The 24,055-nt window shown below is 42.9% G+C and carries 23 protein-coding genes and 2 pseudogenes; 11 read left to right on the forward strand and 14 right to left on the reverse strand.

Going from position 1 to position 24,055, the window contains the following annotated elements; translation table 11 throughout:
* Positions 1–122 precede the first annotated feature (122 nt).
* From nifN to nifB, 10 genes are all read right to left on the reverse strand, one after another.
* Positions 123–1,454 carry a nitrogenase iron-molybdenum cofactor biosynthesis protein NifN gene (nifN, locus tag VB693_RS04360; RefSeq protein ID WP_323265197.1) on the reverse strand — a complete coding sequence of 444 codons (1,332 nt, stop codon included), beginning with the start codon at positions 1,452–1,454 and terminating at the stop codon, positions 123–125.
* A gap of 99 nt (positions 1,455–1,553) precedes the next feature.
* Complete coding sequence (gene nifE / locus VB693_RS04365) at positions 1,554–2,993, reverse strand: nitrogenase iron-molybdenum cofactor biosynthesis protein NifE (RefSeq protein ID WP_323265198.1); 1,440 nt, start codon at positions 2,991–2,993, stop codon at positions 1,554–1,556.
* A gap of 372 nt (positions 2,994–3,365) precedes the next feature.
* Positions 3,366–3,692 (reverse strand): Mo-dependent nitrogenase C-terminal domain-containing protein, encoded by a 327-nt coding sequence (locus tag VB693_RS04370; protein WP_190710109.1) that lies wholly within the window; start codon positions 3,690–3,692, stop codon positions 3,366–3,368.
* Between the two features lie 167 nt (positions 3,693–3,859).
* On the reverse strand, positions 3,860–5,398 hold the full coding sequence (gene nifK, locus VB693_RS04375; RefSeq protein ID WP_323265199.1) for a nitrogenase molybdenum-iron protein subunit beta: 1,539 nt from the start codon (positions 5,396–5,398) through the stop codon (positions 3,860–3,862).
* 202 nt (positions 5,399–5,600) lie between these two features.
* Complete coding sequence (nifD, locus tag VB693_RS04380; RefSeq protein ID WP_323265200.1) at positions 5,601–7,094, reverse strand: nitrogenase molybdenum-iron protein alpha chain; 1,494 nt, start codon at positions 7,092–7,094, stop codon at positions 5,601–5,603.
* Between the two features lie 134 nt (positions 7,095–7,228).
* Positions 7,229–8,116, reverse strand: a complete 888-nt coding sequence (gene nifH, locus VB693_RS04385; RefSeq protein WP_190698764.1) for a nitrogenase iron protein — start codon at positions 8,114–8,116, stop codon at positions 7,229–7,231.
* A gap of 211 nt (positions 8,117–8,327) precedes the next feature.
* Positions 8,328–9,230 (reverse strand): Fe-S cluster assembly protein NifU, encoded by a 903-nt coding sequence (gene nifU, locus VB693_RS04390; RefSeq protein ID WP_323265201.1) that lies wholly within the window; start codon positions 9,228–9,230, stop codon positions 8,328–8,330.
* A gap of 136 nt (positions 9,231–9,366) precedes the next feature.
* Positions 9,367–10,569, reverse strand: coding sequence for a cysteine desulfurase NifS (gene nifS / locus VB693_RS04395; protein ID WP_323265202.1), 1,203 nt, complete (start codon positions 10,567–10,569; stop codon positions 9,367–9,369).
* A gap of 2 nt (positions 10,570–10,571) precedes the next feature.
* Positions 10,572–10,922: a DUF362 domain-containing protein gene (locus VB693_RS04400; protein WP_323265203.1), complete on the reverse strand. Its 351-nt coding sequence runs from the start codon at positions 10,920–10,922 to the stop codon at positions 10,572–10,574.
* Positions 10,923–11,027: 105 nt separating this feature from the next.
* Positions 11,028–12,473, reverse strand: coding sequence for a nitrogenase cofactor biosynthesis protein NifB (gene nifB, locus VB693_RS04405; RefSeq protein WP_190698776.1), 1,446 nt, complete (start codon positions 12,471–12,473; stop codon positions 11,028–11,030).
* Between the two features lie 1,099 nt (positions 12,474–13,572).
* Here nifB and VB693_RS04410 point away from each other — a divergent pair.
* Complete coding sequence (locus VB693_RS04410) at positions 13,573–14,520, forward strand: NAD(P)-dependent alcohol dehydrogenase (RefSeq protein ID WP_323265204.1); 948 nt, start codon at positions 13,573–13,575, stop codon at positions 14,518–14,520.
* Positions 14,521–14,582: 62 nt separating this feature from the next.
* Here VB693_RS04410 and VB693_RS04415 read toward each other — a convergent pair.
* From VB693_RS04415 to VB693_RS04425, 3 genes and pseudogenes are all read right to left on the reverse strand, one after another.
* Positions 14,583–15,373, reverse strand: a pseudogene (locus VB693_RS04415) (Rpn family recombination-promoting nuclease/putative transposase).
* 416 nt (positions 15,374–15,789) lie between these two features.
* Positions 15,790–16,155, reverse strand: a pseudogene (locus tag VB693_RS04420) (Rpn family recombination-promoting nuclease/putative transposase); the annotation flags it as partial.
* Positions 16,145–17,836: an HpsJ family protein gene (locus tag VB693_RS04425; protein ID WP_323265205.1), complete on the reverse strand. Its 1,692-nt coding sequence runs from the start codon at positions 17,834–17,836 to the stop codon at positions 16,145–16,147. The pseudogene VB693_RS04420 and the gene VB693_RS04425, both read right to left, overlap by 11 nt.
* A gap of 114 nt (positions 17,837–17,950) precedes the next feature.
* On the opposite strand from VB693_RS04425, the gene VB693_RS28980 reads away from it, so the two are divergent.
* From VB693_RS28980 to VB693_RS04440, 4 genes are all read left to right on the forward strand, one after another.
* The gene (locus tag VB693_RS28980; RefSeq protein WP_414575827.1) at positions 17,951–18,064 is read left to right on the forward strand and encodes a DUF6888 family protein; all 114 of its coding nucleotides are present in this window, start codon (positions 17,951–17,953) and stop codon (positions 18,062–18,064) included.
* A 4-nt stretch (positions 18,065–18,068) separates the two neighbouring features.
* A complete protein-coding gene (locus VB693_RS04430; RefSeq protein WP_190698793.1) occupies positions 18,069–18,293 on the forward strand; it encodes a type II toxin-antitoxin system HicA family toxin in 225 nt (74 codons plus the stop codon).
* Positions 18,290–18,514 (forward strand): type II toxin-antitoxin system HicB family antitoxin, encoded by a 225-nt coding sequence (locus tag VB693_RS04435; RefSeq protein WP_190698796.1) that lies wholly within the window; start codon positions 18,290–18,292, stop codon positions 18,512–18,514. Before VB693_RS04430 ends, VB693_RS04435 begins: the two co-directional genes overlap by 4 nt.
* 400 nt (positions 18,515–18,914) lie before the next feature.
* Complete coding sequence (locus VB693_RS04440) at positions 18,915–19,391, forward strand: hypothetical protein (protein ID WP_323265206.1); 477 nt, start codon at positions 18,915–18,917, stop codon at positions 19,389–19,391.
* Between the two features lie 484 nt (positions 19,392–19,875).
* Here VB693_RS04440 and VB693_RS04445 read toward each other — a convergent pair whose 3' ends face one another.
* Positions 19,876–20,082: a hypothetical protein gene (locus VB693_RS04445; RefSeq protein WP_323265207.1), complete on the reverse strand. Its 207-nt coding sequence runs from the start codon at positions 20,080–20,082 to the stop codon at positions 19,876–19,878.
* A gap of 536 nt (positions 20,083–20,618) precedes the next feature.
* Between VB693_RS04445 and cysE the strand changes: the two genes are divergently transcribed.
* From cysE to nifT, 6 genes are all read left to right on the forward strand, one after another.
* Positions 20,619–21,374, forward strand: coding sequence for a serine O-acetyltransferase (cysE, locus tag VB693_RS04450; protein ID WP_323265208.1), 756 nt, complete (start codon positions 20,619–20,621; stop codon positions 21,372–21,374).
* Positions 21,371–21,610 carry an Asr1405/Asl0597 family protein gene (locus tag VB693_RS04455; RefSeq protein WP_416233366.1) on the forward strand — a complete coding sequence of 80 codons (240 nt, stop codon included), beginning with the start codon at positions 21,371–21,373 and terminating at the stop codon, positions 21,608–21,610. The genes cysE and VB693_RS04455 overlap by 4 nt, the downstream gene beginning before the upstream one ends.
* Before the next feature lie 134 nt (positions 21,611–21,744).
* Positions 21,745–21,936, forward strand: coding sequence for a DUF2949 domain-containing protein (locus VB693_RS04460; RefSeq protein ID WP_323265209.1), 192 nt, complete (start codon positions 21,745–21,747; stop codon positions 21,934–21,936).
* 485 nt (positions 21,937–22,421) lie between these two features.
* The gene (nifV, locus tag VB693_RS04465; RefSeq protein ID WP_323265210.1) at positions 22,422–23,555 is read left to right on the forward strand and encodes a homocitrate synthase; all 1,134 of its coding nucleotides are present in this window, start codon (positions 22,422–22,424) and stop codon (positions 23,553–23,555) included.
* Complete coding sequence (locus tag VB693_RS04470) at positions 23,542–23,829, forward strand: nitrogen fixation protein NifZ (protein ID WP_323265211.1); 288 nt, start codon at positions 23,542–23,544, stop codon at positions 23,827–23,829. Before nifV ends, VB693_RS04470 begins: the two co-directional genes overlap by 14 nt.
* The gene (gene nifT / locus VB693_RS04475) at positions 23,804–24,007 is read left to right on the forward strand and encodes a putative nitrogen fixation protein NifT (protein WP_323265212.1); all 204 of its coding nucleotides are present in this window, start codon (positions 23,804–23,806) and stop codon (positions 24,005–24,007) included. Before VB693_RS04470 ends, nifT begins: the two co-directional genes overlap by 26 nt.
* The last annotated feature ends 48 nt before the right edge of the window (positions 24,008–24,055 follow it).

The following is a 24,055-nucleotide window of genomic DNA, read 5'->3' on the forward strand; positions in this document are numbered from 1 at the left end:
CTGAGTGCTGAGTGCTGAGTAGGGAGTGGTGAGTAATAAGTAATGAGTAATGAGTAATAAGTAATGAGTGGTGAGTTAAAATTTTACTCAGCACTCGTTACTCGTTACTCAGCACTGAATCGTTACTCAGCACTGATTCCCAGTCCCCATAGATGTTTCACTCGTTCTTCTTCTGCTTCTAAAAATAGGTTGCCGATGCCAAATAAGACTTCCATTGAGCCGCGATAACCTACTTTTGTGAACAGACCATTACCTAAACGGTCATAAATAGGTATACCGAGACGATAGTGAGGAAGAGAAAGTCGTTTGGCGATCGCAGTTACGTTAGAATTACCAATCAGCAGGTCAGATCCAACTGCCAATTCTTCAAAGTCTTCTAAATCTCCAATGCTGACGCTTTTGATGGGGAGTTTCTCCAACAGGGGAGAACGTGTAGTGGTAACGGCTGCATGGATTTGCGTCCCCATCGATTGCAGAAACCGCACTGTTGACCACAGTAAATCGGGTTCTAATGCTAAGGATACTCGCTTCGCACCAAAGTAAAAGTGCGTGTCTAACATCGCATCTTGCAATTGCCGGCGTTGACGGCGATACTTTTCGGGAACGGGGTTGCTGCTGAGGATGGCTAGTGCTTGTAAAAACTCGTCTACTGGTTCTAAGCCAGTGAGTTCACTAAACACTTCGTAGGGAATGCCAAACCGTTCTTCTAGAATTTTGGCAGCACCCCGCATACTTTCACCCAAGGCGATAGTAAAGGCGGAACAACCAACTTCTCTTAGTTGTTTGACTGTTGTACCGCTAGTTGTTACCGCACTATAACCATCTTCTAGATGTCCATCTAAGGAAGCACCGATGTCAGGTACAAAGATCGGTTCTAATCCAAAGGCGGTAACAATTTCTTTGATTTCTTGCAAATCCCCTGGGGTAAAGGCAGAACCGGCGAGAATTGTAACTTGCTCACTTTTGATTCCGCCTGGTTGGGGAATGTCTTTAACTATGCACTCTACAGCCGCCGCAAACCCATCTTGCAAAGCCCCTTTAAAATCGGGTGTGGGTGCAAAGACAACTGGGATGTGAGCAATTTCAGGATGGCGATCGCGGATATCCTTTAAGAATCTCTCAATATCATCGCCTCTGGTTTCTGTCAGTCCTGTGCTACACAAACCGATAATATCGGGGCTAGATTTCTCTATTAGGGTGAGAATCGCCTGTTCAACGTTCTCTTCCCCACCCAAAATGGTACTTACTTCCGTCATCGCTGTCGTAGCCAGGGGAATCGCTTCCCGAAAATGACGGACTAAAACCACCTTGGCGAAGGCTGTACAACCTTGAGAACCGTGGAACAGAGGAATCATCCCCTTCAATCCCAAAAAAGCCAGAGATGCACCCAAAGCTTGACTTTGCTTGAGAGGATTAACTGCAACGGATTTATTGGGAACAGTGACAACCGCCATCGGATTAACTCCTCTATAGAGGTTACAGGTTACAGGTGACAGGGGACAGGTGACAGGGAAAAGAAAAAATCTTTTGACTTTTTCTTGCCCCATGCCCAATTAGATAAATTCTTCGATGGATGCCAAGACACGATCTTGATTTTTTGTATATTCACTCGCCCATGTCCCCATATCTTCGTCCCAAGGTGCAGGTTTGCGGACTTGTTCCCAAATCGGACTGTAGAGGGCTTCGTACAGTTCCCGCGCCATTTCTAACATTCCTACATAACCAGCGTAGGGATGATGACGTTCTTGGTTGATATCGAGGAAAGGAATCCGGGCTTTGAGGGCGGTGTATTGGTTACGTCCACCGGCAATTAACATATCAGCTTGTGTATTTTTTACCAGTTCTAGTAATTCTTTCGCGTTGCCCTTCTCTAGCATGATGCCATCAGTACCAAGCAAATTTTTGATTTTAGCCTTATCTTCCTCGGTACTTTTTCTGGTACTAGTGGCGACAACTTCTATACCCAAGTCCTTAGCTGCCGAGATAATTGACCAGCTCTTGACACCGCCAGTATATAAGACAACTCGCTTACCTCTGAGGCGATCGCGGTAGGGAGCAAGTGCCAAATCTAAAGCCGCCATTTCTGAAGCGATCAGCTTTTCTGTGCGTTCCTGTAAATCAGGGTCGCCCAATTTGGCAGCAATATTCCGCAGACACCGATTCATATCATCGATGCCATAAAAAGACTCTTCAATGTAGGGGATGCCGTATTGTTCCTCCATCTTTTTCGCCATATTAAGCAACGCCCGCGAACAGATCATCACGTTCAGCTTGGCGCGGTGAGCATAGCGGATTTCTTCAAACCGAGCATCGCCTGAAATTTTTGACAGGACGCGAATACCCAATTTTTCTAGTAACGGCAGGACTCCCCACATTTCCCCGGCGATGTTGTACTCGCCAATTAAGTTTATATCATAGGGTGTGGTGAACTCCGGTTCTGCTGTCCCGACAACATAATCTAATAAAGCTTCACCGCCAAAACGGTTGCCGAGATTCTTACTACCAATAAACCCAGGCGCAAACACAGGAATCACCGGAGTCCCAATTTTCTCAGCCGCCGTTTTACAAACAGCATTAATATCATCACCAATCAAAGCCGTCACACAAGTAGCGTAGACAAAGACAGCTTTTGGATTGTAACGCTTGTTAATTTCCAGAATTGCCTTATATAGCTTCTTCTCACCACCGAAAATCACATCATTTTCAGTCATATCGGTAGTGAAGCCCGTTTTATAGAGTTGGGGGCCAGAAGAGAGACTACCACGACTACCCCAAGAATTACCAGCGCAGGCGATCGGCCCGTGAACCAAATGAGCCGCATCGACAATAGGTACTAGAGCAATCATCGCCCCATCAAAAGCGCATCCTCCTTGAGCCGCACCCGGTTGTGCTTGTTGCGTACAAGACTTATTCTTCTTTGCACCGTGTTTCTCTTGATTATGCTCGCATCCAGGCTGATTAAGCAGCTCGTTGATTTTACCTTGGGTGTTCATCTCTCTTCTCGTCCTAGATCGACATTTTCAATTGTCAGTTATCAGTCATCAGCAAACAGTTAATAACTACCAACCTGTTTACTGATGACCGTTCATCATAAACTTCCTGCAAAAATCTTCTCTAACCCCGCAAAATACACTAAGCATTCCCTTAACTCCCAGTGAATTAACTTAAGAAATACTCCGTGTACCTCTGCGCTAACCTCCGTGTACCTCTGCGTTTAAAAAACTAAACCCTTACGCAAAGCGGTACTAACTCATCGGCGGTTAAATTTTCATAAACTTGACCTTTGCAAGAAAGATAGCTAATTAGCTAAAACAAAAAGCCAGAAAATTTCTCTTCCCTAGCCTCTAGTCCCTAGCTTCTAGCCTCTAGCAAATGTACTTGGTGATATCCTCTCCACATTCATCAGCTAGATAAGACAAAGCCCGAAACCGCAATCCCACGAATTCGTCATACAAAGGATTGAGTTTACACAGTGGTGGAATGTGGAGAGTCCGCCCAAATAAACTAATATTTCGCTCAAAAGGACAACAGCAAGGAATTACCTGGCAAACAAGATGAGCAAAACGAGAATTTTTAACCGGAATAGTATCAACCCAACGACGCAAAGGACGAAGCACATCAATTGTGCCGGGTTTTTTATAGTTGGGTGGATGGAAATTAGGGTGATGATGGTGAGTGTGAGTTGATGACATACTACTTATCTAAGGAGAATAGAAGGAATAGAAAGAAAAACGTGTAACTAGGGAACTGGGGATTGGGGATTCGGTTCTGGGGACTGGGAAAAATTCCCTTCCCAGTCCCTAGTCCCTAGTCCCCAGTCCCTAATCTCTACCTGTTAATAGAACGCACAAATCAAGTTCTAGCGGATCAAGTCAAAGGAGATATCGGTCTTACCAGTGATGTTGGTGCTGCGATCCATTTCATCCAGAAGGGTGTTAACAACCCAGTTGAGGATATTTAGACCACCTTGGTAGCCGAGAGTAGCATAGCGGTGTAAGTGGTGGCGATCGAAGAGAGGATAACCAATCCGCACCATTGGGATGTTGGTATCGCGCCACAGGTACTTACCGTAAGAGTTACCGATGAAGAAGTCTACAGGCTCAGTGAACAACAAGGAACGGAAGTGCCACAAGTCTTTTTGAATCCAAACTTTAGCTTCTTTACCGAATGGGCTAGCAGCGAGGATAGCTTCCATTTCTTTCTTGAAGGTTTCATCACCGTTGTTGCAGAGGATGTGTACTGGTTCAGCACCCATCTCTAACAAGAAACTGGTAATGGAGATGATCAAATCTGGGTCGCCGTAGATAGCGAACTTCTTACCATGAATCCAAGCGTAGGAGTCAGTGATAGCATCAACTAAACGACCGCGTTCGATTTCCAATTCTTCAGGAATCGCTTTACCAGTCAATTCAGAAACGGCAGTCAAGAACTCATCAGTACCCTTAACACCAAAGGGGCGCAGAACTTTTGTTTCTTGCTTCCACTCTTTTGTAATGTATTCGCGGGTTTTAGGTGTGGTGTAAGCTTGGAGAGCTACGGTTGCTTTAGCGTTGATAGAATCAGCCGCATCTTCCAACTTTGTACCACCTGGGTACATTTCGTATTCACCCATGTTAGGTGAATCAAAGTAGTCGCTGCTATCAGACAGGATGGTGTAGTCAACACCCATTACACCCATCATCCGCTTAACTTCGCGGTTGTTACCTACATAGGTATCAAAACCAGGAATAATGTTGATTTTACCGTTGCTGGTAGCTTTCTTTTTGCCTTCTGTCAGGTTAGACAGAATACCCTTCATCATGTTGTCATAGCCAGTGATATGAGAACCAACAAAGCTAGGTGTGTGAGCAAAGGGTACGGGGAAGTCTTGAGGAATAGAACCAGCGTTCTTAGAGTTGCTGATGAACGCGCCTAAGTCATCACCGATAACTTCAGCCATACAGGTGGTGCAAACAGCAATCATCTTAGGCTTATACAGTTGGTATGAAACCTGCATACCTTCGACCATGTTGTTCAAGCCACCGAATACTGCTGCGTCTTCTGTCATGGAAGAAGATACTGCGGAGCAAGGCTCTTTGTAGTGACGGCTGAGGTGGGTACGGAAGTAAGCAACGCAACCTTGAGAACCTTGAACGAAGGGAAGAGTACCTTCAAAACCCAAAGCAGCAAACATTGCGCCTACAGGTTGGCAACCTTTAGCGGGGTTAACGGTTAAAGCTTGACGAGCAAAGTTCTTTTCCCGGTAGTCCCAAGATTTTGTCCATTCAGAAACTCTTTCAATTTCTTCAGCAGGATGTGCGCCTTCAAAGTTCTTTCTCTTATTTTCAAACAACTCGGTGTATTCGGGCTGTTTGAATAGATCAACGTGGTCTACAATTCTGTCAGGATTCTGTGGCATTTGTCTCTCTCTCTACGCTTGCTGGTTGGTTTAGTAAGTGATGTGTGGGAATAGCCTGGGAGATTCACTCCTGCCAAGAGAGTCACGAGTGATGAATCATGAATAATGAATGAAAATATTCATCCAGCATTCAGCATTCACATTCTTCCCTAGCTTCCTGGGGCAAAAACCCCAGGCTATCCGTCTATTTTCCTGGAATTAATTAGGCAGCAGCTTTAGCTTTTGCAGCAGCTTTCTTCCAAGGTGCGCCAATCAAGCTCCAAGTGGGGCTGTTGAGTGCTAGATCCATATCGCGGGCGAAGATAGCGAATCCGTCGTAACCGTGATAAGGGCCGGAGTAATCCCAAGAGTGCATTTGACGGAAGGGAAGACCCATCTTTTGGAAGACGTACTTCTCTTTAATACCAGAAGCGATTAAATCAGGCTTCTTAGCTTTAACGAACTCTTCAAATTCGTAGGCGGTAACGTCATCGTAAATGATGGTGGCGTTATCGATGTAGTCAGCTGTACGTTTGTAGTCGTCGTTGTGACCGAATTCGTAGCCAGTACCAACAACCTTGATACCCAAGTCTTCAAAAGCGGGAACAACGTGACGAGGACGTAGACCACCTACGTACAACATGACGGTGTTACCTTCTAGACGAGGACGGTACTTCTCAAGTACAGACTTCATTACAGGTGTGTACTTAGCAATTACCTTCTCGGCGTTTTCTTGAATCTTGGAGTCAAATTTAGCTGCGATTTCACGTAAAGATGCAGCAATCTTGGTAGGACCGAAGAAGTTGAACTCCATCCAAGGCATACCGTAAGCTTCTTCCAAACTACGGCAGATGTAGTTCATAGAACGGTAGCAGTGGATCAGAACCAACTTAGCCGCAGGCCCTTGGATTAACTCGTTGAGAGTACCATCACCAGACCACTGAGCTACTACACGTAAGCCCATTTCTTCCAACAACATCCGGCTGGCCCAAGCATCACCACCGATGTTGTAGTCACCGATTAAGGCTACATCATAGGGGCTTGGCTCGAAGTCAAGTCTGTTTTCTTTCTTCAGCTTGTCATATTCTGGGAAAATCCAGTCACGGATAGCGTCGTTAGCAATGTGGTGTCCTAAAGACTGAGATACACCACGGAAACCTTCGCAACGTAAGGGTATAACAGGCTTACCAATTTGCTTAGAAGTTTTCTTAGCTACAGCTTCGATGTCATCCCCAATTAGACCGATGGGACATTCAGATTGAATGGAAACACCACGATTGAGAGGGAAAAGAACGTCGAGTTCTTCAATGAGTTTAATGAGTTTTTTGTCACCACCGAAAACGATGTCGCGTTCTTGGAAGTCGGAGGTGAAGTGCATAGTACCAAAGGAGTTGATACCAGTTACACCAACGTAGTAGTTACGACGACCAGACCAAGACCAGTAACCGCAACCTACAGGACCGTGGCTGATGTGGATCATGTCCTTAATAGGACCCCAAACCACACCCTTAGAACCTGCATAAGCACAACCACGAGCGGTCATTACACCAGGAACGGATTTGATGTTAGACTTAACGCCGCAATCAGACTTGCTTTCTTCGTGGACGTTGAGGTGTTTTTCGCGCTTTTTGCGGGATTTTTCGGGATAAGCTTTCAGAACTTCTTGAAGAAGTTCCTTATTTTCATCTACAAGATTCTTGTTTTCTGGAGGTGTCATAGTCTGCCTCGATGACTCTTACGTATGGGGAAATAGAAGGATTAGAGGGAGGGGAGAGGGAGAAGTGGGGAAGGGAGAGTGGGAAAATTACTTCCGCATCTTCCTTTCTCCGTATCTCCTAATTACGGCATTACCTACTTGGTAGCTTCTGCGGGCTTACCAATGATTTCTGCGTGCTTGGTATCGTCGTCAAGGATACCGTATTCGATCAACAGTGCTTCTAGTTCATCCATTTCAATTGGTGTAGGAATGGTGAGCTTGTCGTTGTTGATGATTTTCTTGGCTAATGCGCGGTATTCGTTACCTTGAATGCTATCTGGTGCGTACTCGTTAACTGTCATCCGGCGCAATTCTGCGTGTTGAACGATATTGTCACGAGGTACGAAGTGAATCATGTGGGTGTTCAAACGTTCAGCCAAGTTTTCAATCAATTCGGCTTCCCGGTCAGTTTTACGGCTGTTACAAATCAAGCCACCCAAGCGTACACCACCAGTGTGAGCATATTTTAAAATACCGCGAGCGATGTTGTTTGCAGCGTACATCGCCATCATTTCACCAGAGGTAACGATGTAGATTTCCTGTGCTTTACCTTCACGGATAGGCATAGCGAAACCACCACATACAACGTCACCTAATACGTCGTAGGATACGAAGTCTAAGTCTTGGTAAGCACCGTTTTCTTCTAGGAAGTTAATGGCGGTGATGATACCACGACCGGCGCAACCTACACCGGGTTCTGGACCACCAGATTCTACGCACTTAACGCCACGGAAACCAGTCAACATGACTTCGTGGAGTTCTAAATCTTCTACTGCACCGCGTTCAGCAGCCAAGTGAAGAACGGTTGTTTGAGCTTTGGCGTGGAGCATCAAACGGGTGGAGTCGGCTTTAGGGTCGCAACCTACAATCATAATGCGCTGACCCATTTCTGCCATAGCTGCTAGGGTGTTTTGGGAGGTGGTAGATTTACCGATACCGCCTTTACCGTAGAAAGCTATCTGTCTAATGTTTTCGTCAGTCATGGTTCTTTATTCCTGCAATTAGTTGGTTAGTTGGTTGGTGGGTCTTTGCGTTTGTTTGTGGGCTGCTCATGCCGGATGGAGCTTTGGCAGTGAGCCTCATGTAGAACGTCGCTAGAAAGGGGGCGATCGCTCCACAGAAAAACCAATAGAATTTTTACTCATGATGGTTCGTTATGTAGTTGTGAAAGTGCTTTTGAGTCTTAACTGTTAACTAGACTGCTTCGACTACAAGAGTGGGACTGATGCGATCGCGTAATCTTGATTCAATTGCTATCTTTAAAGTTGCTGTAGAGCTAGAACAAGAGCCACACGCGCCTTGCAGCACTACTTTGACAATATCGCCGTCTACGTCGTAGAGTTCTACATCTCCGCCGTCGGCTATCAATACTGGTCTAACTTCTTCATCTAATACTTTTTGGATTAGGGCTATCTTCTGCACGTTGGTTAACGGTCGTTTCTGCCCGGAATTAGCTATTTCTTTAGCAGGGTTCACGCCATTTGTGTTGAGATTCGTTGCGGCGTTCTTTTCCTTTACATCTTTAATGATATCATCAATTTTAGCTAAACAAGAACCGCAACCGCCACCAGCTTTGATGTAATTTGTTACATCTTCGGCACTGGTAAGGTTATTCTCTGTAACCACGCGACGAACTTTGTTTTCACTGATACTAAAGCAAGTGCAAACTAACGCCCCTTCATCATCGTCATCATGGGTAGCGAGAGGGATGCCACGATAGTTATAGATAGCAGCTTCTAGAGCTTCTTGCCCCATGACAGAGCAGTGCATTTTGGCTTCTGGCAAGCCACCGAGGTAATTAGCTATGTCTTTATTAGAAACTTTTAGGGCTTCATCTAAGGTCAGACCCTTAATCATTTCTGTTAATGCACTAGAAGAAGCGATCGCACTGGTGCAGCCAAAGGTTTGGAAGCGAGAGTCAACAATCGTATCAGATTCGACTTCAACTTTGATGTGCAATCTCAGCGCATCACCGCAAGCAATACTACCTACTTCTCCCGTGGCAACCTTCACGCCAGGTTCGCCGTTTTCTTCGATGACTCCCTGATTCTTGGGATCGTAAAACAGTTCTAATACTTTATCTGTGTAGTCCCACATATTTAGTTCCGAGTGCTGAGTTTTAAGTGCTGAGTGAGGGATTGGTCACTGGGGACTGGGTACTGGGAATTGGGAACTAAATTTTTTCTCCCCCTGCTCCCTGCCCCCTGCCCCTCAGCTTCTTCCTATTCCCTAATTAATGATGAGCCAATGTTTGTGCTTGTGCTTGCAGCCAACCCGCTTCGTCATTTTTGAAGGGTGAGAGAGCGCGGAGGCGTTCGACAATTTCGGGCATGACTTCAATAACGCGATCGATTTGTGCTTCTGTAGTGTAGCGACAAAGACTGAAGCGAATCGAACCGTGGAGGATTGTATATGGTAAACCCATTGCCCGGAGGACGTGGGATGGTTCGAGTGAACCAGAGGTACAAGCTGAACCAGAGGACGCACAGATGCCATGTTTGTTCAGGAAGAGCAGAATAGCTTCGCCTTCAATGTATTTAAAACCAATATTAGTGGTGTTGGGCAATCTCTGCGTAATGTCGCCGTTAACTTCACAGTCAGAGATTTTAGCGAGTAAGGATTGTTCGAGGCGATCGCGCAGCCTTGTTTCTTTCTTAATTGCTGTTTGTATGTGTATTAATTCCAATTCTGCGGCTTTACCTAAGCCCACAATTCCCGGTACATTCTCTGTACCTGCACGCCGGCCGCGTTCTTGGTGTCCACCAAGGAGCAAGGGGCGAAATCTCACACCACGCCGCACATACAAAGCACCAATACCTTTGGGTGCGTGGATTTTGTGACCAGATATGGTTAACATATCGATGGTGCTGGTCTTCATATTCAGAGGTATCTTACCTACTGCTTGCACCGCGTCTACATGGAAAATTGCGCCACGTTCCTTAACCCGCATCCCAATCTCTTCAATGGGGAATATAGTTCCGGTTTCGTTGTTGGCATACATAATCGTCACCAAGGCAGTGTTACCTGTCAACGAGGCTTCTAGTTCATCTAGATCCAATTGCCCGTGACGATTTACTGAAAGATAGGTAACACTATAGCCTTGGGTTTCTAATTGTTTGCAGACATTCAAGACTGCGGGGTGTTCAACTTGCGTAGTGATGATGTGACGTTTTTCTGGTTGGGCTAACAATGCAGCGCGAATGGCGGCATTATCACCTTCAGTTCCACAACTAGTAAAAATAATTTCTGATTCATCAGCACCCAACAAAGCTGCAACCTGTTCTCTGGCTTTTGTTACTGCCTTCCCAAGTTGCCCCCCGAAGGTGTGCATACTAGAAGGATTGCCGTAATAATCGGTCAGGTAGGGCATGATTGCCTCTACAACGTCTGGGTCTACCTTAGTGGTAGCATTATTGTCGAGATAAATAACACTCATCTTTATACCCCTAAGATTTCACCCTGATGCTTTTGCAACTGTTCAGAAAATTTTTGAGAATAACAATTAAACCAACGATCCCAATAGTCTTGTTTTTTTGTCAATTTCGCTATAACTCGGTTGTAGTTAGCAAACCAACCTTCCCAATAATCGCTAGGTACTTTAACGCAACCATCGCAGGTGGGGCAACCAGCTTTACATTGAGGAACGGTGTGAATGCCACCAACGCAATTTGTACATAATTCGGTATCAATCCAGTGTTGACCGTCTTCAGCAATTTTGATTGCACCAGTAGGACATACAGACAGACAGAGCTTGCAGGAAATACATTGGCTGGTGATTTGGTAAGCCATGACTATTCTCCTTGTTGAGTGGGAGTAGTGAGTGGGGAGAGGTGGCAGGGGACAGGTGACAGGTGATAGGAAATCATCTGTTCCCTGTAACCTGTTCCCTGTAACCTATTCCTTATTCCCTTCTTTGACGTATTGCTCGTGAAACTCTAAAGCAACCTTCTCAATCACGTCGTAAGCTTCTACAGTCTGTATGCCAGCTTGGAGCAGTTTTTCTTTGGGGGATTCGCCAATTTTGGCAACTAAAACTGCTTTGCAATCTGCTATTGTTTTCACAATATTGTCAAATGTGGCAGCTTCGCCGTATCCACCTTGACAATAGTGATCTACCTTACGGTGACTGATAAACTTAACTTCGCTGCCATCCACTTCGTAAACTTGGAATTCCTTCACATGACCGAAGTGTTGGTTAACTAATCCACCGCCTTTGGTTGCGACTGCAACTAAGATTTTGGGGCTGTTAGCAACTTGTTGTTTGCCAATTAGTACCTTTTCTTTAGCTACTTTCAGTTCTTCTCTAAATTTCTCAATACCTGCGTGAACTTCTTGGCGTTTAGCGAAGTCGTATTCTGAGTCCATTTCCAAGAATTTATCTTTAGTAAATTCTTGGCTACGGTCTTCTCCTAATAAACCTACAGCATCGGCGCGGCACTGGCGGCAATGGCGCATCATTTTCATGTTGCCAGCACATTGGTCTTGCACCGACTTCAGTTCTTTCTGTGAAGGGCCACGCTGACCTGTTAAGCCAAAGTGTGTACCGTGTTCCGGGGCAGAAATTAGAGGCATGATGTTGTGCAAGAATGCACCGTTTTCCCGAATCATCTTGTTGACTTCAACTAGATGTTGGTCGTTGATGCCGGGAATCATGACGGAGTTGACTTTGCACAAGATGTCGGCTTCTCTGAGGGCTTGTAAGCCTTCCATCTGCTTCTCTAGGAGAATCTTCGCGCCTTCTACGCCTCTGTAACGTTTACGTTTGTAATGAACCCAAGAATAAATCTGTGCGCCAATTTCTGGGTCAATGGTATTTAAGGTGATGGTAACGTGGTCAATATTTAGTTGTTTAATGCGATCGATATATTCCGGCAGCATTAAACCGTTGGTTGATAGACACAGCTTAATATCTGGGGCTTTGTCTGCAATCAACTCAAAGGTGCGGAAAGTCTTTTCTGGGTTCGCCAGAGGATCGCCAGGGCCAGCAATTCCCAAAACTGTCATTTGGGGAATTTTGCCTGCAATGACTAAAACTTTGTGTGCTGCTTCTTCTGGTGTGAGTAATTCGCTAACTACTCCAGGACGACTTTCGTTAGCGCAGTCATATTTACGATTGCAATAGTTGCACTGAATGTTACAAGCAGGAGCTACTGCAACGTGCAACCTGGCATAATGATGATGAGCTTCTTCGCTGTAGCAGGGATGTTTAGCAATGCGTTCTTGGAGCTTTTCATCGATTTCCACGGTGGAGCTGCTTTTGCTGTCGCATCCGCAACCACCTGATTTTGCTTGGGTAGAGGTCGATTCAGTAACGGAAGAGCCTGTAACTGGTAGTGTCATTGAATTTCGCAAAGGTCGGTGGACTAGCTGCCACTGTGGGAGATGCTGTTGCTACTTTTGTTGCCTGACGAATGGAAGTCGCTTCTGTTACACTACCTGTAGCGGATTCGCTAAGTAGGTTAGGCGATGAAGTCCTGGGGTTTCGGCTGGTGTGTGTCAACTTTGGGTCTTGGTAGAATTTGTGTGTACAGCCGCGACTTCTATTCAGGAAGGCATAGTGCTATCTCATCCCTCCACTCACTTTCGGCTTTTGTTTTATGTAGAAGCGTTAAGTGATTGGCGATATAAGATTTATAGCAGTAGTCTTTGACTGCCTCGCTGCGACACTCTGGAATAGAATTTATTGGATTTATTAGGGTTGTACTCAAAATCTAAAACTGTGATTTTGAGCGGGTTTAAATAATTTTAAAAAATCTTTTCGGGTAGGGGTTCTAGTATTTTTTAGTTGGGGTACGAGTATTTATGGAAAGGGGTTCAGGATTTAGTTGTACTCATCTATGACCCAATACTAGCAAAGGTTTGAGTGCTGTTTGGGCTAATTTCTGACTATACAGTTTTGTACTCAAATCCTCCAGAAATCTTGCTCAAAGTCATAATTAGCAAGGGATTGAGGAGGGAAAAACTGGGGTATATTACGTTGTAATACCCCAGATACGTGCGAAATTCAATTCTGTATCCAACATATCATTTTTTTTTAGGGAAAAATGCAATTTATATTTTTTTAATGTTTAATTAAAATTGATAGTCAATAGTGCTGATAAGTCTTATCTAGGAGGCTTTACAAGCTTTGACAAAGGGCAATGTTAATGCAGATTATTTTCAATAATTTTAACTTTATTTCTGTTTTTATTCTAGGTTTAAATACTCTCAAAATATAGGGAATGAGAATTTGCAAAAATCATCACGCCTATGGAGACGTTGCACTGCAACGTCTCTACACATCCATCGTGTTAACAGCACCATATTGTTGAGTTTCTGGAGTTAGATGCAAAAACAACGCTATCAATACCACTCTTGAAAGTTACTCAATCATCATCGAATCACTAAACTAAACTCATAACGCACTCAATCAAGAACACAGGGTAGCAGGAGGAATGCTATGAAAGCAGTGATTATCCGGCGGTATGGAGCTACTGATGTTTTGCAGTATGAAGAATTAGAGCAGCCGCAAATCAAACCTGACGAATTATTAGTGAGGGTACACGCTAGCAGTGTTAACCCCATCGACTGGAAAACCCGCAAAGGAATGTTGAGCTTTCTGACTGGGAATAAATTCCCGATGATTTTGGGGTTTGATGTGGCGGGGGAAGTGGTTGCTGTTGGTTCGCAAGTCACACGTTTTCGAGTGGGAGATGCAATTTACGGTAGCACTAAGTTTCCAGGGGGAGCTTATGCAGAATTTGCGGCTGTTCCAGAAAATTTGGCGGCGTTAAAACCGAAAAATTTGAGCTATGAGGAAGCGGCTACTGTACCCTTAGCCGCCATGACAGCACTGCAAGCTTTGCGCGATTTGGGTCATATCCTCCCCAGACAGAAGGTGTTAATTAATGGTGCTGCGGGTGGGGTAGGTATGTTTGCAGTGCAAATTGCTAAAGCTTTCAATGCTGAGGTGACAGGAGTTTGCAGTACCAAAAATTTAGAGTTTGTGAAATCTTTAGGAGCAGACCGGGTTATTGATTATACAGAACAAGACTTTACCGCCGAGATGATACAGTATGACATTATCTTTGATGCGGTAGCCAAGCGATCGCTTGCTCATTGTAAAAAAGTTCTCAAACCCAATGGGGTATACATCAGCACTCTACCCACCCCAGACGTTTTAATCCAGGGTTTTTTCTCTATGTTCTTCCCTGGTCAAAAAGCAAAGTTTGTGATGGAGAAACCCAACGCGCAAGACTTAGTTTACCTAAAAGAGTTGATTGAAGCCGGGAAAGTGAGAACTGTAATTGATCGCACCTATCCCCTACAGGAACTAGCGGCGGCTCATGCGTATAGTGAGAGTGAGCGCACTGTGGGGAAAATTGCTATTTCCGGCGGTGGAGTTTAGCAATAATAAAAAACAAGATACCCGAATTTTGAGAAAATTCGGGTATCTGAGAGTTAATATACTTACTCATTTGGAAGTGCTTGCTGGACTTGTGCAATATCCAAATCTAAAGCCTGTGCTATCTGTTCCACAGTTAAACCCAGTGCTAAAAGTTTAGGTACAGCTTCTAATTTTGCTTCCAAACGTCCTTCTTGTTCACCTTCTTGTTTACCTTCTTGATAAACCCGCGTCTGCTTCAATTCACTTAATCCAAACATCGCCTCTATCTCCTTTCGACTCATTTGAGGAAATTTATAAACCAAGATTGTCTCTATTAATTCTAGTAATTGTTTTTGTGGAAATTGCGAGTTTTCTGCTTGCTGGGTACGGTTGATTAATTCCCTGGCGGTGGTAATGGCTGTATCTGCATTTTCAATGACTAATTTGATGGTAGCAATACCTATTGGTAGTGATGCAGCTTCGCCTAGCTCGTCTAAGTAAATTATACTGATGCGATCGCTAATAAAAAACTCATCACAATCTTGTCGCTCACCAGTATCTACATTCGGCTAGGATAGATGACCACGCCTCGCCAAGTATGTTGACGTTTATTTTGGCGTAGATATAAAAATATTTCTGAAACAAGGCGCAAGTAAATGTCTGAGTCAGGTTGAAATTGGACTTCGGCAAAATAAATCGGGTTGGCTTCATCTTGGGTGGGAAGAAATACACCATCAATTCTGAAAGCTGTTTGTTTAATTTCAACGGAAGCAAATTGATAGATGTTGGCGGTTTCGGGAGGGTTGCCAATTAGTTCAAAGAAAATGCTGGGGAATTCTTGAAATAGGCGATAAAATATGCTGTCGGTTTTCACACTTTCAGGCTTAATATTAAGCTAATTCACTAATAATGTTAGTATCGCAGAGAAAGCTTATGCTATTCCTCTGCAAATGGGATATGGCGATCGCTACATCATGCGGGAGTCTCTAAGAGCGTGTTTGAAACATCCAAAAGGATATAATTTTGTCATTCTGACCGCAGGGAATAATCCAGATTTTCCTTGATTTAAGCCATATACTGAGATATTCCACTCCAGTTCCTACCCTACGGGAACGCTGGCGCGAACGCTTTGCTCAGGACTGCGTACTCCTACGGAGAAGCAAGCTACAATATGACATACAAAGACCCTTTTCAAGCATCCTCTAAAATATAATTCTCTTCAGCACAGATTTGAATAGTTGTGCAAAAGTATTAGAGAGGGAAGAGAAGTTTTGTTGCTGATGCTTTACTCTACTGATTTAGGGTTTTTTGCTCTGCTACTTGCTGGACTTGTGCAACATCTAAGTCTAACGCCTGTGCTATTTGTTCTACGGTTAAACCCAGTGCTAAAAGCTTAGGTATAGCTTCTTGTTTACCTTCTTGCTTACCTTCTTGCTTACCTTCTAATTTTCCTTCTAGTTTACCTTCTTCTCTAGCTTCTTGATAAACCCGCGTCTGCTTCAATTCACTTAATCCAAACATTGCTTCTATCTCCTGGCGACTCATTTGCGGAAATTTATAAACTAAGATTGTCTCTATTAATTCTAGTAACTGTTTTTGTGGGAGTTGCAAATTTTGTGATTGCTGGGTTTTCAGCAATCTTTTGCTAATCACCATTTTCTCCTAACTGCCATCTCAAGACTTTATCTCTTAATTTTTTTTCAGCTTCTTCTTTGCGTTGACGAATTTGAGTCAGTCTTTGATTTGCCAATCCTTGAGTATCTGTTTGTTGAGTAATAAATTTATCCAGTTCTTGGGGATTAGCCTTAAACTTTTTGAGTAATTCTTTTTGTGCTGGAGTTATTTGAGGATTTTCAAGTGCTTGTTTATATTTCTGCTCGTCTTTGAGTAATTCAGTAAACTGAGCTTTAGCTTGGTTTCGCAGTTGTTCTAGTTGTGCTTTCCCTTGTTCGCTATTGAGTTGAGATTGAAGTTGTAATAGTTGTTGTTCTAGTTGAGCTTCAGCTTTTTGTGCCTGTTCATCAATTTGTTTTAAAGCTGGTTGGATAGCTTGATTAAAATCAGCGATCGCTCCTTGCTCATCTCCCGAATCTCTGCGGGCAAAACCTCGTCTACGATAAGCTTCCACATCATTAGGATCAATTTTTATTACTTGAGTATAAGCTTCTATTGCCCCACGAAAGTCTTTTTGATTATACTTTTTTAAGCCTTCGAGTTTGTAAGCCGCAGCATCTTTCGGAGTTGCATCTATAGGATTGTTAGTTGCAGATTTTTTTGGTTCTGAACTTACAAATTTGTCAATTCCAGCATTTTGCATCAGTCCTTGCAAATAGACTATGCCAAAACCTACCAATACCATTAATGGCAGAACAATAAAATATTTATAAATAGACTTTTTTGGGCTGCTAGAGACATTATGTTGGGATGGATTAGGATTTGTTGCTGGTAGTGGTGGCGATGAATTTAAATCATGTAAAACTGCCTCGGCTGATTGATAACGCTGCTGGTACTCTTCTTGCAAAAATTTATCCAGCATTTGCCCCAATTCTTGACTGACTGGTTGCTGCAAATGTTCTCGCCAACTCCCAACCCAACCATAACCTTGACGCTTCCACAACTCCCAAGGATGAATCCCAGTCAACAGGTGAAAGCAAGTTGCACCGACACTATATAAATCACTGGCTGGGTACGCTTCACCTCCCTGCATTTGTTCCAGTGGTGCATAACCAAAAGAACCAATGGTTGTTCCTACTTGCGTCATGACTGTTGCTGTCAGTTGCTTGGATGCACCAAAGTCAATCAGTACCAACTTCCCATCACTGTGACGAATGATATTTTCTGGCTTGATATCGCGGTGAATTACTTTCTGTTGATGAACAGTTTTGAGAATATCTAATAAATCGAGCAATAATTCCCTGACTTTCTGCTCGGTGAAACTTCCCTGATTTTGTAATTCTTTTAATAAATTCTGCCCGTCGATAAATTCCTGTACTAAATACAGGCGATTATCTTCATTAAAATACGCCAACAGTGTGGGAATTTGCGGATGTTTGCCTAACTGTTGCAGTCGCTTGGCTTCTTGCTCAAATAGTTCTGTGGCTTTATTGAGTGCGCCTGTTCCCTGTACTTGCGGTGCAAATTGCTTGATGACACAATGCTCATTTAATTTGTCTACATCTTCTGCCAAATAAGTCTTACCAAATCCCCCGCCACCTAATGTTTTGATTGGGCGATAGCGGTTTCTCAACACGATTAAGGGAACGCCGCAGCTAGAGCAGAACTTTACACCATCGGTATGGGGTGGATTATCGCAAGCTGGATTTAGGCAGCAGGTCATAACTGTGCTTATATGGACAAAGTGTATTTATTATCGCTTAAATACAAATTACTTTGGGTAGATACCGCAAAATTTCTGAAGCTTTCTTGGGTTTGGCTGTTGCTGGTAGGACTTATGATTATTTGTGCCACAATTGAGAAACAGATAATTAATCCCACAAACGAACAAGCACAAGTCTGTGTGCGTGTCTGCCAAATGTTATCAAACACCTATCGCAATGTAAGCTGAGTTTATGCCCAAGAAAATTAGAGAACTCAAAAGCTTATTGCTGCAAGCAGGGTTTACTGATAAACCTGCAAAGGGTAGTCATAGTAAATGGATACATCCGCTATTATCTCAAGCTATTATCATCGCTGGCAAAGATGGGAGTGATGCTAAACCTTATTTAGAAAAACAAGTTAATCAAGCACTTGCAGAATTACAGAAAATAGCAGCAGAGGAGGAGACAGAAGAATGAAATACACAGTTATTATTCAATGGTCTGAGGAAGACCATTGTTATGTGGTTTTGTTACCTGAGTTTACCAATGTAATGCAGCCTTGTACTCATGGAGATACGTATGAGGAAGCTTTAAGAAATGCTCAGGAAGTTTTAGAAATGCTGATTGAGACAGCTTTAGAAAATGGTGAATCTTTGCCAGAGCCGAGAACATTAGGAAATTCATTTCAAGTAGCATGAATATAATGTTTTCTATCTATTGATAATCTCTGTTATGCCTGTATTTTCTGTAAGCTGCAAAAAGGGTCAGATTTGGGTTCAATTAATTGGCTGACTGGTGAACTTGTGAGGTTTTTTAACCCTCGTCGAGACTTTTGGGGGGAGCATTTTCGATTAGATGAGGGTGTGATTTAATCACTAACGGATATTGGCAAATTAACTGCACTTATTCTAGATTTTAATGCTGATGATCGGGTGATTGAACGACAAGCTTTCATCGTATCTGATCAGTATCCATCGCCATCGGCACTAAAGCAGATAAATAAGTAGGCTCAATGTGTTAATTTGCTCTTATCAATGGGCATCTTATACTTAGCAGCTATTGCCACTTAAACCATAGAATTACACTGGTAATTGTACGATGCCCTATCAAAATATTACAGCCTCCTTGTCGGCAGCAGATATTCAAGAAATTAAAGCAGCACTACAGACAATTCAACGCAAGTTACCTTTTTTGATTACTCTCAGTCCTGAAGAACGGCGCAAGTTGGTAAAAATGGGTGATAAAAGTCTCGCTTTTGTGAACAATAGTGTTTCGGCGGCTAAGTCTAACCCAGAAATTTTGCCAGCTAGTTTTGATGTTGATGAACTGGTGCGGGATTATCAATTAGCTACTACACTCGCTGAGGTTTTAACCTCTATGCACCAACTTGCTGAACAGGTGGATGATACGTTAATGGCAGTCAGTAGTGAAGCTATGACTAGCAGTTTGACTGTTTATGATTATGTGAAGACTGCGGCGAAAAAGACTCCGGGTTTAAAAACTGTCGCTGAACAGTTAGGGGAGCGTTTTAAGGCTATTAGAAGTAAATCTACTAAAGTTTCATCGGGTTCTTGATCAATTAATTCTCGTTGACGAGTATTTTTACTCCGTTCATCTATCTCAGATACTCGTTGACGAGTATTTTTGCTCTGTTTATCTATCTTTGATACTCATCGACGAGTATTTTTGCTCCGTTCATTTATCTTTGATACTCATCGACGAGTATTTTTGCTCCGTTTATCTATCTCAGATACTCGTTGACGAGTATTTTTGCTCCGTTCATCTATCTTTGATACTCATCGACGAGTATTTTTGCTCCGTTCATCTATCTTTGATACTCGTTGACGAGTATTTCTGCTCCGTTCATTAGTCAAGATGTAACTTAATTTGATACAGGCGTTGCGTTACGCTGCGCTAATACACCATACTGGACTGTCTAGGCTAAAATAGTGCGTTAGATATAGGTTGGGTTGAGGCTTTGCGATCGCGTAGCGTGCTGTAGGCAAACCCAACATTGATTGAGAAATTGGGTTTCATATTTCGACCCAACCTACAAAATCTAATGCAACTGATCCGCTTTTGGAGTTTCAGTTGGCGGATGTGTAATTTCCCCCTCGCTGTAACCTAGATCGTACATACTAGCAGCTTGAGCATCTTGCTCTGGGGGCGTTTTGGGTTTTCCCGCCCAAGCATCAGATTTTCCCAAGCTAAAACAATCTTCATCAGTCATCCCAGAACCGAGTGTGTTGTTTTTTGTCTTATTCATCGATGCACTTGTGAATGGCTAGGGTTTGGTAGCAGCCATAATTTATGATGTTTGCATTACAGTTTGACTAAAAGCCTCTTACCAGATACAGATATTTTTGAGTTTCTGGTTGAAAGACTAAAATAAGGTGAAGAATTTGGTTGTTGAAGTACCAAAATCATAAGATAGATATAGTAACTGGGAATACAGAAATTTGGGTTGTAGTCTTATCTACTTGATATTCCAGGGAATTTGAGTACAGCTTAATATATCGCAAAATATCTGGCTAAAATCGTATCAGAGTCTTACATATTAAGTTTTTTGTAGCGAGTACAAAAATTCTGAACCCCTCACTTAAAAATACTAGTACCCCATATCTAAAACACTAGTCCCTCTAACCCAAGAGAAATTTGAAGCTGATGGAAGTTGCGGGTTGGGGGGGTTGAGTACAAGCTTAATTAATCCAATAAATCCAATCAAGATGGGTTGTACTGTCCTGTTGGGAGTGGCCTGCTATAAGCATAAAAGCACACGGCTCTTTTACCCAGACAGTACCGATGCAACAGTCTTTAGATGATATCGATAATCCACCTGATTCAACTCATACATCCTGGCTGAAAAGTCTTCTCTCTGGCAGTTTCTTAGAGCCATTATTGAGTGATTTTCTTATTATTTTTGAACGTGACCCCGCCGCGCGTAATTGGCTGGAGGTGGTTTTTTGCTACCCCGGTTTGCACGCTATCTGTTTACATCGTCTTTCCCATTGGTTACACCTGCGGGGTGTGGTGTTTTTCCCCCGGTTGATTTCTCATGTGGCTCGGTTTCTGACGGGAATCGAAATTCATCCAGGTGCAGAGATTGGTAAAGGTGTGTTTATCGACCACGGGATGGGGGTTGTGATTGGTGAAACGGCGATTGTGGGAGACTATAGCCTAATTTATCAAGGTGTGACTCTGGGCGGTACTGGGAAGGAAACTGGTAAACGCCATCCGACTGTGGGGAAAAATGTTGTGGTGGGTACTGGCGCGAAGGTTTTAGGTAATATTCAAATTGGCGATCGCGTCAGAATTGGTGCTGGCTCGGTTGTCTTGCGTGATGTCCCCCAAGATTCTACAGTCGTGGGGATTCCCGGACGGATTATTTCCCGCAAGGAAAAAAATAACTCATGTCCTCTAGATCATGGGAAATTACCTGATGTGGAAGCGAATGTGATGCGATCGCTGCTGGCTCGGATTGAGCAACTGGAACAAAAACTGCAAACTCTCACCAGTCAACCCCAAGCAGAAAAACTTGTGAGTAAGGATAAGTCATGATGTTGGGTTCTGATATGTTAGGTGATCATGTATTGCAGATACCGTTGTGCGATCGCTGGCAAATTTATCACCGTTTGCAAGAGTTGATGATTCCCTGTTCCTGTCCCCCTGATGGCTCGTTGCGGGTACAAGTGAACAGTTACTTGACAGCAATTTTAGTTCGCAGTACAGTTATGCAATTTCTAGCTCCTCGTCAAGAACTGCTTGACTGGCTAGAGCGTTGTTGGAGTTATTAATTCGTAATTCGGATCAGGGTGCTGTTAGTTTGGCGAAGTGTAAACTCATATTGAGTAGCAACTGGTACAGCGCAACAAAAAGCTGACAAAATAAGCATTCTTTTTTTTGACTTTTGACTTCGGAGTAAAGCGACGTGACTACTCACAACAAAGATATAGAATTGCTACATTTTTTACATAATGAACTTGAGCTTTCCCATAAAGATATTGCTATAGCTTTAAAACACCGCGAGTTTGATCCTGCACCTTTACCGATGTTACTTTGGCAATATGGCTTAGTTAATTTAGAACAATTGGAAAAAATTTTAGATTGGTTATATATCTAAGAGTATTTGATAAATTTATTTTATATTGTCAACAAAAGCTGATTATTTTAGTGATTTACTGAAAAATAATTATATTTTTTATCAGGCTATTAATGTATCTATTAGTTTGTGAAATAGTATTTAAGAAATATTAAATTTTCACGACAATGCAGAAAGAAATCTTGTAAATATCCGCTATCCTTCAGTATTTGCGGATATTTTTAAATATCTATATTCGGATAATTTGATATTTAAAAATTGTGTAAAACTTGCAAAGAGATTCTTAAACTATACATAGTTTCTGTCTACTGTCATACAGATATATTGTTATTGTTTAGGTAATATTTAGAAATGATGAAGATGAATTATTAAGAGTGGGAACTTAGAGCATTTACCGTTCATTCTTCACCAGTTATTTTCAGCATTTACCAATACCAGGGCTTGTAAAAAATGCGCTTTTCCCCACAGAAAATATATTAAGAAAATTGCTAAGAGGGATGTTTGAGATGAACAAGATTCTCATTAATGACACTACATTACGTGATGGCGAGCAAGCCGCAGGTGTTGCTTTTACCTTAGAAGAAAAAGTGGCGATCGCTAAATTTCTCGATAGCATTGGTGTTCCCGAATTAGAAGTAGGGATACCGGCAATGGGCGAGGAAGAAATGCGTGCTATCTCGGCAATTTCTAACTTAGGTTTAAGTGCTGATCTCCTGGCTTGGAATCGCGCTGTCATCTCAGATATTAAAGCTTCTATTGCTTGTGGAATGAAGCGTATACATATTGCTATCCCGGTTTCGGGTATTCAAATCGCCGCGAAATTCCACGGTCAATGGCGGATAAGTCTGCAAAGACTCAAAGACTGTATCAGCTTCGCAGTTGATCAAGGTCTTTGGGTAGCAGTAGGGGGCGAAGATTCCTCCAGAGCGGATGAAAGCTTCCTCTTGGATGTCGCACTTTCAGCCCAAGAGTGGGGTGCATCACGCTTTCGCTTCTGCGATACCGTAGGCGTTCTTGATCCTTTCAGCACCTATGGGGAAATAAAGCAACTGGTTTCTGCTTTATCAATTCCCGTAGAAATTCATACTCACAATGATTTTGGTATGGCTACAGCCAACGCTTTAGCTGGAATTAAAGCTGGAGCTGCATCTGTAAATACTACAGTTATTGGCTTGGGTGAGAGAGCTGGTAATGCTGCTTTAGAAGAAGTGGTCATGGCCATCAAACGCATCTATGGCGTAGATATGGGTATTAAAACAGCCCGGTTGTTGGAATTATCACAACTGGTAGCAGCTGCCTCTGGTGCTAGCGTACCACCTTGGAAAGCGATCGTTGGTGAAAATACCTTTGCTCACGAGTCAGGAATCCATGCTCATGGTGTCATGCAAAACCCCAACACCTACGAACCCTTTGCACCGGAAGAAGTCGGTTGGGAACGTCGCTTGGTACTAGGTAAACATTCTGGACGACACTTGGTATCTAGTTTACTAGAGCAAAATGGAATTTTTCTCAATGCAGAAGAAACCCAGTCTGTTTTAGATGCAGTCCGCCAACAATCAGTCAAGAAAAAGCGCAGTTTAACTACCGAAGAACTGCTGAACTTGGTAAAAGAACAGAGGTATTCTCATGCAGCGCGATGAATACGAGTTGGATTTAGAACCTGCTTTTGAACTTGGAGAAAAAGTCAGACTTCGCAAACAAATTAAGAATGATGGCACATTTCCAGGGAGAGAACTGGGGGAAATTTTAGCGAAAAAGGGAGAGATTGGTTATGTATCGAGTATAGGAACTTTTCTACAGCGTTCCTATATTTATGCAATACATTTTTTGGATAAAGGAATCATTGTTGGCTGTCGGGAAAGAGAAATAGAATCTGCTGAGGAAAACCATGAAAGTGATGTTACGAATGGATAATGGCGGTAACTTAACAGTCTATGTTCCTAAAAAAGACCTAGAGGAAATAGTAGTTAAACAAACAGATGGTGCTGAAGGCAAGATTCTGACCCTAGCTAACGGTTGGGAATTAGAATTTCCAGAAATACCAGATGCTAGCAATTTACCTAAAACCCTAGAAGCTAAAAGGATCTCCTAAAATTTTTAGCAGCAGGTAAAAAGTAAAAAACCATTTTTATCTCTGTGT

It is taken from the genome of Anabaena sp. UHCC 0399 (assembly GCF_034931465.1).
GTDB classification, from domain to species: domain Bacteria; phylum Cyanobacteriota; class Cyanobacteriia; order Cyanobacteriales; family Nostocaceae; genus Trichormus; species Trichormus minutissimus.

Coding starts and splice junctions, on each gene's coding strand:
- nifN (WP_323265197.1), bottom strand. CDS start 1,454: ATGGCGGTTGTCACTGTTCCCAATAAATCCGTTGCAGTTAATCCTCTC.
- nifE (WP_323265198.1), bottom strand. CDS start 2,993: ATGAACACCCAAGGTAAAATCAACGAGCTGCTTAATCAGCCTGGATGC.
- VB693_RS04370 (WP_190710109.1), bottom strand. CDS start 3,692: ATGTCATCAACTCACACTCACCATCATCACCCTAATTTCCATCCACCC.
- nifK (WP_323265199.1), bottom strand. CDS start 5,398: ATGCCACAGAATCCTGACAGAATTGTAGACCACGTTGATCTATTCAAA.
- nifD (WP_323265200.1), bottom strand. CDS start 7,094: ATGACACCTCCAGAAAACAAGAATCTTGTAGATGAAAATAAGGAACTT.
- nifH (WP_190698764.1), bottom strand. CDS start 8,116: ATGACTGACGAAAACATTAGACAGATAGCTTTCTACGGTAAAGGCGGT.
- nifU (WP_323265201.1), bottom strand. CDS start 9,230: ATGTGGGACTACACAGATAAAGTATTAGAACTGTTTTACGATCCCAAG.
- nifS (WP_323265202.1), bottom strand. CDS start 10,569: ATGAGTGTTATTTATCTCGACAATAATGCTACCACTAAGGTAGACCCA.
- VB693_RS04400 (WP_323265203.1), bottom strand. CDS start 10,922: ATGGCTTACCAAATCACCAGCCAATGTATTTCCTGCAAGCTCTGTCTG.
- nifB (WP_190698776.1), bottom strand. CDS start 12,473: ATGACACTACCAGTTACAGGCTCTTCCGTTACTGAATCGACCTCTACC.
- VB693_RS04410 (WP_323265204.1), top strand. CDS start 13,573: ATGAAAGCAGTGATTATCCGGCGGTATGGAGCTACTGATGTTTTGCAG.
- VB693_RS04425 (WP_323265205.1), bottom strand. CDS start 17,836: ATGACCTGCTGCCTAAATCCAGCTTGCGATAATCCACCCCATACCGAT.
- VB693_RS28980 (WP_414575827.1), top strand. CDS start 17,951: ATGATTATTTGTGCCACAATTGAGAAACAGATAATTAATCCCACAAAC.
- VB693_RS04430 (WP_190698793.1), top strand. CDS start 18,069: ATGCCCAAGAAAATTAGAGAACTCAAAAGCTTATTGCTGCAAGCAGGG.
- VB693_RS04435 (WP_190698796.1), top strand. CDS start 18,290: ATGAAATACACAGTTATTATTCAATGGTCTGAGGAAGACCATTGTTAT.
- VB693_RS04440 (WP_323265206.1), top strand. CDS start 18,915: ATGCCCTATCAAAATATTACAGCCTCCTTGTCGGCAGCAGATATTCAA.
- VB693_RS04445 (WP_323265207.1), bottom strand. CDS start 20,082: ATGAATAAGACAAAAAACAACACACTCGGTTCTGGGATGACTGATGAA.
- cysE (WP_323265208.1), top strand. CDS start 20,619: ATGCAACAGTCTTTAGATGATATCGATAATCCACCTGATTCAACTCAT.
- VB693_RS04455 (WP_416233366.1), top strand. CDS start 21,371: ATGATGTTGGGTTCTGATATGTTAGGTGATCATGTATTGCAGATACCG.
- nifV (WP_323265210.1), top strand. CDS start 22,422: ATGAACAAGATTCTCATTAATGACACTACATTACGTGATGGCGAGCAA.
- VB693_RS04470 (WP_323265211.1), top strand. CDS start 23,542: ATGCAGCGCGATGAATACGAGTTGGATTTAGAACCTGCTTTTGAACTT.
- nifT (WP_323265212.1), top strand. CDS start 23,804: ATGAAAGTGATGTTACGAATGGATAATGGCGGTAACTTAACAGTCTAT.